The following is an 11,709-nucleotide window of genomic DNA, read 5'->3' as shown; positions in this document are numbered from 1 at the left end:
TGAGCGGCTCCCCGGCGCTCGTCAGCTGGCCGTTCCGGCCAACTCGACGCGTAGGATTGGCCGTTATGGCACTCACGCTGGCCGGGCTGGCCGCCGAGCGCCCGCTCGGGCTGCGGGTGCTGACCGGCAGTGATCTCCTGGACCGCCCGATCGGCTGGGTCCACCCGACGGAGCTGACCGACCCGCAGGCGTTCCTCGAGGGCGGCGAGCTGCTGCTCACCACCGGTCTGGCCCTGGACGAAGAGACGTCACCGGCCTACGTGCGCCGTCTCGTGGGCGCGGGGGTCGCCGGCCTCGGCTTCGGTGTCGGGCTGAGCCACGACGAGGTCCCGCGGGCCCTCGTGGCGACGGCGGCCGAGGTGGGGCTCCCGGTGCTGGAGGTGCCGCGGAAGACGCCGTTCATCGCGATCACCCGCGCGGTTTCGCGCGCGGTGGCGGCCGACGAGTACGCGACGACGGTCCGCATCGGCCGCGCCCAGCAGGACCTGACCCGCACGGCGGTCGGCAAGGGCGGCCCGGCGGGGGTGCTGCGCAAGCTGGCGAAGCTGGTCGACGGCTGGGTGCTGCTGCTCGACACCGTGGGCGTCGAGGGGGCCGCTCCCGCGGTTGCCCATTCCTACGCCGACGAAGTACGCGAAGAACTGAAGCTGCTTCGTTCGGGTACGCGGGTCTTCGAGCTCGACGGCCACGAAGTGGTGCTGCAGACCCTTCCCACGCGGGTGCGCCGGGCGCTCGCGGTCGGCACGGCCGAGCCGCTCGACACCGCCGGCCGGCACGTGGTGAACACCGCGGTCGCCCTGCTTTCCCTGGCCCTGGAACAGGATCTCCGGCTCACGCACGCGTGGCGGTCGTTGCGGACCGGCCTGGTCGACCTGCTGGCGGAAGGCCGTTGCGAACTGGCTTTCGGGGTGATGACGACGGTGTGGGGCGATCCGCCGGAGCCGCCGTGGGCGCTGGTGGCGCTGGTGGGCGGCCCCGGCCAGCGGCGCCGGGTGTGCGACGCGCTCGAGGGCGAGCCTGAACTGTTCTTCGCCGAGTCGGGCTCGGCGGTGCTGGTGGCCGGCCGCTCGGGCGGCGACGTGCTGGACCGCGCGCTGGCGGCGGCCGCGAGCGTCGGGCCGATGTACGCGGGCCTCGCCGACCCGGTGCCGCTCGAGAGCTTCGCGGCGGGAGCGGAGCAAGCCGACCTCGCGGCCCGCGCGGCCGAAGCCGAGGGCAAGCCGTTGGTCACCTACGCCGAGCACTCGGCCCGCGGCCTGCTGTCGCTCATCGACCCCGTCGTGGCCCGCATCTACGGCGAGAACCTGCTGTCCCCGCTGCGCCACCACGACGAAACGGGCCGCGGCGACCTGGTCGAGTCGCTGCGCTGCTGGCTGGAGCACCACGGCCACTGGGACGTGGCGGCCGCGCGGCTCGGCGTCCACCGGCACACGCTGCGCAACCGGATCACCAAGGCCCAGGAGCTGCTGGGCCGCGACCTGGACTCACCGGGAGTCCGCGCCGAGCTTTGGGTGGCGCTGCAGACGTGAGCAACGCCGGAGCCGTGCCGGGCGTCCCCTTTTCATGACGGGCAAACGGGTGGCTGTGGTGGCGCTCGTGGTCGTGCTCCTGGCGGCGGGCGGGTGGGTCGTCCTGCCGTGGACGGCCAACCACTTCGGGTACGCCCTGCCGGGCGCCGACGGGCTCCCGTACCGGATCCACCACGCCGGCCGGGACTACCACAGCGACGTGACCTGCGCCGGGGCCGGCTGGTGTGCCACCGGCAAGCCACCCTGCGTACCGCCGGCCCGGTTCGGCGGCGACGAAACGTCCTTGATCCAGGTCGACGAGGTGAGCACGGTGTTCGGGGCAGCGCACGCGGTGTTCGTCACCCGGCCGGTGCCCGCGGGGACTCCGTTGACCGTTCTCGTGCGCGCCGATCCCGGCTGCTTCGTGGGTTACGCGCTGATGGGTGGGCCCTGAGCTCCGGTCGGCCCAGGATCGTTCAGCCGTCTGCCCGGCGGGCACTTCCCCCGATCCGGAGCCGGGTGCCGCCTGGTCCCTAGGGCCGGAATGAGTCCGTCGCCGCCCGCAATGCCGCCAGGACGCCCGGATCCGTCACCGCGTGCCCGGCACCCTCGAGCAGCTTCAGCACCGAACCGGGCCACGCCCGGTGCAGCTCGTACGCCGTGACCGGTGGGCACACCGTGTCGTAGCGGCCCTGGACGATCACGCCCGGGATTCCCGCGAGCTTGCCCGCGTCGCGGATCAGCTGGCCGTCGTCGAGCCAGGCGCCCCGGGTGAAGTAGTGGACCGCGAGCCGGGCGAACGTCCACGCGAACGCCGGGTCCGCGTACTGGCGGATGAACGACTCCTGCGGCAGCACCGAAACCGTTGCGCCTTCCCAGGTGCTCCACGCCACCGCCGCGCGGTGGCGGACCTCCTCGGCCGGGTCGTCGAGCAGCACCGCGTACCCCGCCAGCGGGTCCTGCCGGAGCGCCGCCGGGAGCGGGGCGAGGAACGCTTCCCACTCGCGGGGGAACAGGTGGGCCGCGCCGCCGCGGTAGATCCAGTCCAGCTCGCTCTGCCGGACGGTGAACACCCCGCGCAGGATGATCTCGCTGACGCGCGAAGGGTGCGTCTCGGCGTAAGCGAGCGCGAGGGTCGCGCCCCAGGAGCCACCGAAGAGCTGCCAGCGCTCGATGCCGAGCCGGTCGCGCAGCCGTTCCATGTCGGCGACCAGGTGCCACAGGGTGTTCGCGGTGAGATCGCCCGCGTCCGGCGTCGAACGCCCCGAGCCGCGCTGGTCGAACAGGACGATCCGGTAGACCGCGGGGTCGAAGTGCCGCCGGGCCATCGGGGCGATCCCGCTGCCGGGGCCGCCGTGCAGCACCACGACCGGTTTCCCGGCCGGGTTGCCCGCCTCCTGGCACCGGATCCGGTGCCCGTCGCCGGTTTCGAGGAATCCCTCGGCGCGCGGGGAGATCGGCGGGTACAGCTCGTCCATGTCCGTCACTGTGCCGTATCGGAAAGCACTGTGCCGCAGGGGCTTGGCCGTCGCCCCGACGCCCCGCCGCCGGGTGCCGGGACGACGACCAAGAAAGGTGGGGACCCGCCCCCGCCGCCGGGCTGAGCGGGTCCCCGTCCGGGTGCGTCAGCGGCCCGCGGCCGCTTCCGCGCATTCTCCGAGGTGAAAGGTGACTGCCGGCCGGATCCGGGTGTCCCGGCCGAGGCCGTCGGAGTGGTCACGACGGCCGGCGATCCGCACACGCATTCCCGTCCTCCTCGTCGAGGTTCGATGCTTCGTCGTGGCGGCGACGGGCTAAACGCTAAGCCACGAGCCGAACAACAGTCAAGAACATGACTGATGTTCATGCATGTGAACAGATCCTGTGCGGACGCTGAGCCCGGTCGTCCCCCTTGCCCGGCGCTTGCGAAAGGCCCGGTACTTTCCGGTGTCGGGATGTGGAAAAAGGGGTACGGAATGTCCGCGGTGACCTATCTCGAGGCAATTGTCGTCGGCGCGCTGCAAGGCGTGTCGGAATTGTTTCCGGTGTCCAGTCTCGGCCACAGCATCCTGCTGCCCGCCTGGCTGGGCGGCTCGTGGCAGCGGGACCTGAGCATCGGGAAGGATTCGCCGTACCTCGCGGTGCTGGTGGCGATGCACGTCGCCACCGCGCTCGCGCTGGTCCTGTTCTTCCGCAAGGACTGGGTGCGGATCATCGGCGGGCTGTGGACGTCGGTCCGCCACCGCGAGGTCCGCACGCCGGACCAGCGGCTCGCCTGGCTGCTGGTGCTGGCCACCATCCCGGTCGGGCTGGCCGGCCTGCTCCTGGAAGGCCTGCTGCGCGACTTCCTCGGCAAACCGGTGCCGTCGGCGATCTTCCTCGCGCTCAACGGCGGTGTCCTTTACGCCGCCGAAAAGTTCTCCCGGAAGAAGCCCGCGGAGGAAGCGGACACAGTGGACTTTTCCGCCGAGGACACGCTGGTCATGCGGGCGGTCTCGGTCGAGGAGGCGACCGACGTCCGGCTGGCGAAGCTGGGGGTCGGCGAGGCGGTGCTGATCGGCGCCGCGCAGATCCTCGCGCTGCTGCCGGGCATCAGCCGCTCGGGCATCACGATGGTCGCCGGCCTGCGCCGCGGGCTGGGGCACGAGGACGCGGCGCGGTTCGCCTTCCTGCTCGCCACGCCGGTGATCCTCGCCGCGGGCGTGCTCAAGATGCCGACGCTGTTCGCTCCCGAAAACCACGCTTCGCTCGGTCCCGCACTCGTCGGCAGCGTCATCGCCGGGGTCGCTTCGTACATTTCTGTCCGGTTCCTCACCGGATACTTCGAAACGCGTACTCTGACCCCGTTCGCCATTTACTGCGTGGTCGCCGGAATCGGCAGCCTGATCTTCTTCGCGGTCTGACGTGCCGCTGACGTTCGACGCCCCGGCGGTCCTCGGCGTGCTCGGTTCGGGCACGCTCTACGTCCGTGCGGCCCGCCGTCGCCGAGGCTGGCCGCCGGGCCGCACGACGGCGTTCCTCGCCGGGCTGGTGACGATCCTGGTCGTCACCTGCTCACCGCTGGCGGTCCACGACACGACGTTCTTCTGGGTCCGCGCGGTCCAGACGGTCACGCTGCTGATGATCACGCCGCTCCTGCTCGCCCTGGGCGCCCCCGTCCGGCTGCTCCTGGACACCTTGGCGGCCCGGTGGCTGCGTCGGCACGGCCGCGGGCCGCTCGCCCGCGCGCTGACGTTCCCGCCCGTCGTCACGGCCGTCCTGGTCGCCCCGCTGCTGGTGCTGTACCTGACGCCGCTGTACGACCTCACGCTGCGCTCAGCGGTGGCCGACGGCCTGGTCCGGCTGGTGCTCGTGCTGGCGGGCTTCACCTACTTCTGGGCGCGCCTGGGTCTCGATCCGACGCCGCGGGAGGACCCGCACCTGGTGTCGGTGTGGATCGCGTTCGCCGAGGTGATCTTCGACGGCGCGCTCGGCCTGGTGCTGTGGCTGGGCCCGCTGCTCGCCCCGGCGCACTACGCGGCCGCGCACCCGGGCCGGGGGCCCGATCCCCGCACCGACCAGATCATCGGCGCGGGCGTGCTGTGGATCGGCGGCGACGTCGCGGGCCTGCCGTTCGTGGTGGCGCTGTTCGTCCGCTGGGCCCGCGACGACGAGCGGCGCGCGAAGCAGATCGACGCCCGGCTGGACGAAGAAGCCGCTTCGGGCGCCGCATCGACGTCGGGACTGTGGTGGGAGACCGACCCGGCCCTTTCCGACCGGTTCAAGGGCCGGGGTTAGTCGTGGAAGGCGTGCTCCGGCGCCGGGAATTCCCCTCGGCGGACGTCCTCGGCGAACGCGGTCGCCGCGTCCTGCAGCACCGTCGCCACGTCGGCGTAGCGCTTGACGAACCGCGGTGCCTTGCCGCGGCGCAGCCCGGCCATGTCCTGCCAGACGAGCACCTGGGCGTCGCAGTCGGGGCCCGCGCCGATGCCGACCGTCGGGATCTTCAGCTCCGCCGTGACGCGCTTGGCGGCTTCGGCGGGCACCATCTCCATCACCACCGCGAACGCCCCGGCCTCCTGCAGCGCCAGCGCGTCGGCGAGCAGCACGTCCGCCGCTTCGCCGCGCCCCTGCACCCGGTAGCCGCCGAGGTTGTGTTCACTCTGCGGGGTGAAGCCGATGTGGCCCATGACCGGCACCCCGGCCGAGGTCAGCGCCTCGACGTGCGCGGCGAACCGCCGGCCGCCTTCGAGCTTCACGGCGTGCGCGCGGCCCTCCTTCATGAACCGCACCGACGTCTCCAGCGCCTGCTGCGGCGAGAGCTGGTAGGAGCCGAACGGCAGGTCGGCGACCACCAGGGCCCGCTTGACCGACCGGGTGACGGCCCGGACCAGCGGCAGCAGCTCGTCGACCGTCACCGGCAGCGAGGTGTCGTAGCCGAAGACGTTGTTGGCCGCGGAGTCGCCGACGAGCAGCACGGGGATCCCGGCCTCGTCGAACAGGGCGGCGGTGTACATGTCGTACGCGGTGAGCATGGGCCACGGTTCGCCGCGTTCCTTGAGCTCGCGCAGGTGGTGGACGCGGACCTTCCGGCCCGGGGTGCGTGCCGCGGCAGCGGCGGGTCCGGTGCCGTAGGGGGCGGGTTCTTCGGCGCTGGCAGACATCGTCGTCGACCGTCCTTCCCTCGAGGCCTCGTCGAGGTCCCCGGGTCGTGGAGCAGAGGTGTCTCAAAGGGTGACACGCCCCCGGACCGGCCCCAACCGCGTGCGACAAGCTTCACACCGCCGGGGACCACGGGCCGTCAGCCTTCAGGTTGATGTCGGGGGACAACCAACCCGGGTTCACTTACGTCAAGAAGAGGGCATGACCACCGACCGGCCGCGAAAGGCGACGAAACCACCCATGGGAAACCTCGCGAGCTCGCGCCGTCGCCTCCCCGCCTGGAAGGCGAAGGCGGGCGGCATCGTCGCGACCGTGGTCCAGCTGGCCGCGGTGTTCTCGGTGATCCTGCTCTTCACCGGCGGCGCGCACGGCCGCCTGCTCAACGGCATCGACATGGCTTTCTCCGGCCTGAGCGTGCCGACCAGCGAAAGCCTGATCATGGTGCTGCTGCTGGTCGTGCTCGGGGCCGCCCTGCGCCGCCGCAAGAAGGCGGCGCTGTACACGCTGGTGCTGTTCCAGGTCGGCGGGCTGCTGCTCACGCTGGTCCTCCAGGCGACCCTGCTGTGGTCACCCGAACTGCTGACGCTCGGCCCGAAGCAGGTCCGGCACATCCCCGCCCAGCTGTGGGTGCTGACCGTCGCCGACCTCGTCTCGATCGGGCTGATCGTGTTGCTGCTCGCGCTGCGCCCGGCGTTCCCGGCCCGCCTCGCGCCGAGCGCCTGGCGTGACGGCCTCAGCGTGCTGTTCGGCGGCTTCGCCGTGGTCATCCTGGTCGGGTGGGGCCTGGCCGAGGCGTTCCCCGGCCACCTCGGCGACACGTGGGAGCGCTTCGCCTGGGTCGTCAACCACGCCACGGGCGAGAACCTGCAGCTGCGCCGGATCGGCGTGGGCGAAGGGCCCGGCTGGCTGGACGTCCTCCTCGACCTCAGCGCGACGGCGGTCGCCACCGCGGCGCTGTACTCGCTCTTCCGCGGGGTGCGCAGCCGCGCCCTGCGGACGGACGAAGACGAGCTCCGCCTGCGTCAGCTGCTCGCCGAACACGGCGAGGACGACTCCCTCGGCTACTTCGCCACCCGGCGCGACAAGAGCGTCGTCTTCGCGCCGAACGGCCGCGCGGCGGTGACCTACCGCGTCCTCGGCGGCACCAGCGTCGCGAGCGCCGACCCGGTCGGCGACCCGGAGGCGTGGCCCGACGCGGTCCGCGCGTGGCTCGACGAGACACGCAGGTACGGCTGGACCCCGGGCGTGCTGGGGGCGAGTGAACGCGGCGCGAAGGCGTACACCGGGGCCGGCATGCGGGCGCTGGAGATCGGCGACGAAGCCGTGCTCGACGTCCGCGAGTTCAGCCTGGCCGGCCCGGAGCGGCGCTCGGTCCGCCAGGCCGTCAAGCGCATCCAGCGCGCCGGGTACACCTCGCGGGTCCGCCGCCACGGCGAGATCCCCGATCACGAGATGGCCGAGCTGCTCGCCCGGGCGCAGGCCTGGCGCGGCGCCGAGACCGAACGCGGGTTCTCGATGGCGCTGGGCCGGCTCGGCGACCCCAGCGACGGCCGCAGCGTGATGGTCGAGGCCTACGACGCTGACGGCGAGCTGCGGGGGCTGCTGTCGTTCGTCCCGTGGGGGCGTCGCGGGCTTTCGCTGGACCTCATGCGCCGGGACCGCGACGCCGAGAACGGCCTCAACGAGTACATGATCGCCGAGACGGTCGCGGCCGCGCAGCACCTCGGCGCGCAGCGGATCTCGCTCAACTTCGCGATGTTCCGCGCGGTGTTCTCCGAGGGCGAGCGGATCGGCGCGGGCCCGGTGCTGCGGGCCTGGCGCGGGATCCTGAGCGTGTTCTCGCGGTTCTTCCAGCTGGAGTCGCTGTACCGGTCCAACGCCAAGTACGGGCCGGACTGGGAGCCCCGCTTCCTCTGCTACTCCTCGGCCCGGCGGCTGCCGCGGGTCGGCATCGTCGCGGGCGCGCTCGAAGGGTTCGTCCCGACCGGACGGGCGCGGTCGCTGCGGCTGGAGACGGTCAGCGACGGCTTCGTCGCGCGCGTCAAGGAGATCGAGGAGTCGGCGGCGACACCGGCGCCGAAGGCCTGGCGGCGGCCCGAACAGGTCCGCGTCCGCATCGCCAAGCTCGACAAGCTGCGCGAGGCCGGCATCGACCCGTACCCCGTCGGCTTCCGCCGCGACGACCACATCGGGGACGTCGTGGCGAAGTACGGCGGCCTGGCCCCCGACACCACCACCGGGCACCGGGTCCGGATCGCCGGGCGCGTGCTGAACCTGCGCATCCTCGGTGGCCTGTGCTTCGCCCGGGTCAAGGACTTCAGCGGCGAAATCCAGCTGATGCTGAAAGCCGGCGAGCTGGACCTGACCCGCTGGCGGACCGGTGTCGACCTCGGCGACCACGTCGGCGTGAGCGGCCAGGTCGTGACGTCGAAGCGCGGTGAGCTCTCGGTGCTCGTCGACGAGTGGACGGTCACCGCGAAGTGCCTGCACCCGCTGCCCGACAAGCGGAAGGGCCTCACCGACCCGGAGACGCGGGTCCGGCAGCGCTACCTCGACCTGGCGGTCAACCCGGACTCGACGAACATGCTGCGGCTCCGGTCCACCGTGGTCCGCGCGGTGCGCGACCGGCTGCACCACGCCGACTACCTCGAGGTCGAGACGCCGATGCTGCAGACGGTGCACGGCGGTGCCAACGCCCGCCCGTTCGTCACCCACATCAACGCCTACGACATGCGGATGTACCTGCGGATCGCGCCCGAGCTGTACCTGAAGCGGCTGTGCGTGGCCGGCGTCGAGCGCGTCTTCGAGCTCAACCGCAACTTCCGCAACGAAGGCGTCGACGCGACCCACAACCCCGAGTTCACGATGCTCGAGGCGTACCAGGCGTACGCGGACTACGACACGATGAGGACGCTGACGCGCGAACTCGTCCAGCACGCGGCCGAAGCGGCGTACGGCGCCCAGGTCGTCCGGCGGCCCGACGCCGACGGGAAGGTCGTCGAGTACGACATCTCCGGCGACTGGCCCGTCGTGCCGGTCCACGCAGCCGTCTCGGCGGTGTTCGGCGAGGAGATCGACTCGGGGACGCCGGTGGCCGAGCTGCGCCGCCTGTGCGTGGCCGCCGGGGTGCCGGTGGGGGAGGACCCGAGCCACGGCGACCTCGTGCTCAAGGCGTTCGAGCACCTCGTCGAGGGCGCGACCGTGCTGCCGACCTTCTACACCGACTACCCGACCGACGTCTCGCCGCTGACCCGCCAGCACCGGGTGGACCCGCGGCTGGCCGAGCGCTGGGACCTGATCGCGTTCGGCTCCGAGGTCGGCACGGCCTACACCGAGCTGACCGACCCGATCGAGCAGCGGCGGCGGCTCGAAGGGCAGTCGCTGCGCGCGGCCAGCGGCGACGTCGAGGCGATGGAGCTGGACGAAGATTTCCTGCTCGCCCTGGAGCACGGCATGCCGCCGACCGGCGGGCTCGGCCTGGGCGTGGACCGCCTGCTCATGATGCTCACGGGTGCCTCCATCCGCCAGACGGTCCTGTTCCCCTTCGTCCGACCGCAGGCATAACGACTCGGTGGACCTGGTCACGGCGACGGGCCGTGGCGCGGCCGGTCGCTTACGCTCTGCCTCGTGCGCACGGCTCGGATCGCCTCGGCCCTCCTGATGGGGGTGGCCGTCCTGGCGTATTCGGGCTGGCTGCTGGAGTTCTTCCTGCCCACCGGCGTGTCCCCGGTGCGGGACCCGGCCGAGGCCCTGCTGACCGGGCCGCCGGTGTTCCGGGTCCTGCTCGCCGTGGCCGGGGTCGCGTTCGCGCTCGCCGGACCCCCGCTGCACCGGCTCGGGCCGGTCCAGTGGTCGGCGCGGCTCAGTTCGATCTCGGTGAGCGCGTTCGGCGTGCTCGTGCTGCTGCAGGCCCTGTACCCCGAGCACAGCGACCTGCTGTCGTCGCTGCTCAGCGTCGTCCTGGTGGCCGGGGTGATCAGCCTGATCCTGTGGTGGCCGCCGGGCTGGCGCGCGCTCGCGGTCGTGGGCCTGGTGCTGGTGCTGGCGACCTGGCTGGCCGTCGTGCTCGCTCGGCAGCTGGACGGCTACGAAGGCGTTTTCACGCGGGCGCAGCTGGTGGTCCGCGCGGCCCTGTACGGCATCGGCGGCGCGTACGCCTTCGTCAAGCCCGCCCCGCGGCACGCGCACCGATAGCGGAATTCCGCCCGGAAATGTCGGTGCCGGGTGGCACGATCGCCGCAGGTGTCCACGGACGGAAGGATCGACATGGCGGGAAACGTGCGCCCGGTGGCCGACGAGCGTGACGGGCTGCTGAGCTTCCTGGAACAGCAGCGGTACGTGCTCAGGCTGGCGGCCTACGGGCTGACCGACGAACAGGCGAGACTCACCTCGACGAAGAGCGCGCTGTCGGTGGGCGGGCTGATCAAGCACGTCGCGGCCACTGAGGACAGCTGGCTCGACACGGTGCTGCAGGTGCCGCAGAAGCCGTTCGGCGAGGCGGTGGCGGAGTGGGAGTCGGCCCACCGGCTGGGCCCGGACGAGACCCTGGAAGGCGCGCTGGCCCGCTACGAGGAGGTGGCGGCGCGCACAGCGGAGGTCATCGCGGGCATCGACGACCTCGGCCAGGCGGTCCCGGTACCGAAGGGCGTGCCCTGGTTCCCGCAGGACGTCGAGGCGTGGTCGGTCCGCTGGGTCCTGCTGCACCTGATCCAGGAGACGGCCCGCCACGCCGGCCACGCGGACATCATCCGCGAGCACATCGACGGCGGCACGGCGTACCCCCTGATGGCAGCGGCCGAGGGCTGGCCCGAGTCCCCCTGGATCAAGCCCTGGACCCCGGCGTCCCAACCGGCCTGACCGGCTCGGCTCGCGGCCCACCCGCGAGCCGGCCCTCAGACACGCGTGTCGTCCCTCCAGGTACGCGTGTCGGTCCTCCAGGTACGCGTGTCGTCCGTCCAATCACGCGAGTCGACCCTCCAATCACGTGAGTCGGCCCTTCGATCACGCGTGCTGCCGTTCTGAGCCCGGCCGGCCGGGCTCAGAACAGCGTCGGCTCGTCCGCCAGCGCGCCCTCGATCACGAGCATCCGGCGTTTCGTCCCGACACCGCCCCGCGCCGAGAACCCGCCGTCCTTCCCGCCGGCCGCCAGCACCCGGTGGCACGGGACGATGATCGGGAACGGGTTGTGCCCCATCGCCTGCCCGACGGCCTGCGCCGACCCCGGCTGCCCGAGCCGGTGCGCGATGTCCCCGTACGTGAGCGTCTTGCCCGGCGGGATCGTCCGCGCGACCTCGTACGCGCGCCGGTTGAACTCCGGCACCCCGGAAAAGTCCAGCTCGATCGACGCCAGGTCCTGACGCGCACCGCCCAGCAGCGCCACGATCCCGGCCACCGCGGCCCGCACAGGCGCCGGCGGCGTTCCTTCGACGGCGTCCGGGAACCGCCGGACGAGCCAGGCGCGGGTCCGCGCCTCGCTGCCCTCGGGCAGCGACGTCCCGATCACGACGTCGTCGCGCCAGGCGAGCCCGCACGCCCCGATCGCCGTGCCGAACACCGTGAACCCCGTCGTCATGCCGCCCAG

General features: G+C 72.4%; 10 protein-coding genes. 7 read left to right on the top strand and 3 right to left on the bottom strand.

Going from position 1 to position 11,709, the window contains the following annotated elements; all coding sequences use genetic code 11:
* Nucleotides 1-65 precede the first annotated feature (65 nt).
* Both ACFVYA_RS04445 and ACFVYA_RS04440 read left to right on the top strand, forming a co-directional pair.
* Nucleotides 66-1,529: a PucR family transcriptional regulator gene (locus ACFVYA_RS04445; protein ID WP_387042319.1), complete on the top strand. Its 1,464-nt coding sequence runs from the start codon at nucleotides 66-68 to the stop codon at nucleotides 1,527-1,529.
* Between the two features lie 34 nt (nucleotides 1,530-1,563).
* Complete coding sequence (locus ACFVYA_RS04440; RefSeq protein ID WP_285988562.1) at nucleotides 1,564-1,962, top strand: hypothetical protein; 399 nt, start codon at nucleotides 1,564-1,566, stop codon at nucleotides 1,960-1,962.
* Between the two features lie 79 nt (nucleotides 1,963-2,041).
* Here the strand turns inward: ACFVYA_RS04440 and pip are convergent, their stop codons facing one another.
* The gene (pip, locus tag ACFVYA_RS04435) at nucleotides 2,042-2,986 is read right to left on the bottom strand and encodes a prolyl aminopeptidase (protein WP_387042316.1); all 945 of its coding nucleotides are present in this window, start codon (nucleotides 2,984-2,986) and stop codon (nucleotides 2,042-2,044) included.
* A 477-nt stretch (nucleotides 2,987-3,463) separates the two neighbouring features.
* Here pip and ACFVYA_RS04430 point away from each other — a divergent pair, with 477 nt between their 5' ends.
* Together ACFVYA_RS04430 and ACFVYA_RS04425 are read left to right on the top strand one after the other, a co-directional pair.
* Nucleotides 3,464-4,390 carry an undecaprenyl-diphosphate phosphatase gene (locus ACFVYA_RS04430; protein ID WP_285988564.1) on the top strand — a complete coding sequence of 309 codons (927 nt, stop codon included), beginning with the start codon at nucleotides 3,464-3,466 and terminating at the stop codon, nucleotides 4,388-4,390.
* 1 nt (nucleotide 4,391) lies between these two features.
* On the top strand, nucleotides 4,392-5,264 hold the full coding sequence (locus ACFVYA_RS04425) for a cytochrome c oxidase assembly protein (protein ID WP_387042313.1): 873 nt from the start codon (nucleotides 4,392-4,394) through the stop codon (nucleotides 5,262-5,264).
* Here ACFVYA_RS04425 and panB read toward each other — a convergent pair.
* Nucleotides 5,261-6,130, bottom strand: coding sequence for a 3-methyl-2-oxobutanoate hydroxymethyltransferase (panB, locus tag ACFVYA_RS04420; protein ID WP_285988566.1), 870 nt, complete (start codon nucleotides 6,128-6,130; stop codon nucleotides 5,261-5,263). The genes ACFVYA_RS04425 and panB overlap by 4 nt on opposite strands.
* A 238-nt stretch (nucleotides 6,131-6,368) precedes the next feature.
* Here panB and lysX point away from each other — a divergent pair, with 238 nt between their 5' ends.
* From lysX to ACFVYA_RS04405, 3 genes are all read left to right on the top strand, one after another.
* Complete coding sequence (gene lysX, locus ACFVYA_RS04415; protein ID WP_387042542.1) at nucleotides 6,369-9,692, top strand: bifunctional lysylphosphatidylglycerol synthetase/lysine--tRNA ligase LysX; 3,324 nt, start codon at nucleotides 6,369-6,371, stop codon at nucleotides 9,690-9,692.
* A 63-nt stretch (nucleotides 9,693-9,755) separates the two neighbouring features.
* Nucleotides 9,756-10,322 carry a hypothetical protein gene (locus tag ACFVYA_RS04410; protein ID WP_285988567.1) on the top strand — a complete coding sequence of 189 codons (567 nt, stop codon included), beginning with the start codon at nucleotides 9,756-9,758 and terminating at the stop codon, nucleotides 10,320-10,322.
* Between the two features lie 72 nt (nucleotides 10,323-10,394).
* The gene (locus ACFVYA_RS04405) at nucleotides 10,395-10,985 is read left to right on the top strand and encodes a DinB family protein (RefSeq protein WP_387042309.1); all 591 of its coding nucleotides are present in this window, start codon (nucleotides 10,395-10,397) and stop codon (nucleotides 10,983-10,985) included.
* Between the two features lie 181 nt (nucleotides 10,986-11,166).
* On the opposite strand, the gene ACFVYA_RS04400 is transcribed toward ACFVYA_RS04405, so the two are convergent.
* Nucleotides 11,167-11,700 carry a methylated-DNA--[protein]-cysteine S-methyltransferase gene (locus ACFVYA_RS04400; RefSeq protein WP_387042307.1) on the bottom strand — a complete coding sequence of 178 codons (534 nt, stop codon included), beginning with the start codon at nucleotides 11,698-11,700 and terminating at the stop codon, nucleotides 11,167-11,169.
* Nucleotides 11,701-11,709 lie beyond the last annotated feature (9 nt).

This window comes from Amycolatopsis sp. NPDC058278 (assembly GCF_042881395.1).
GTDB lineage: Bacteria > Actinomycetota > Actinomycetes > Mycobacteriales > Pseudonocardiaceae > Amycolatopsis.
Note: the sequence above shows the minus strand (reverse complement) of the source record. Positions and strands in the feature narration are given on the sequence as shown.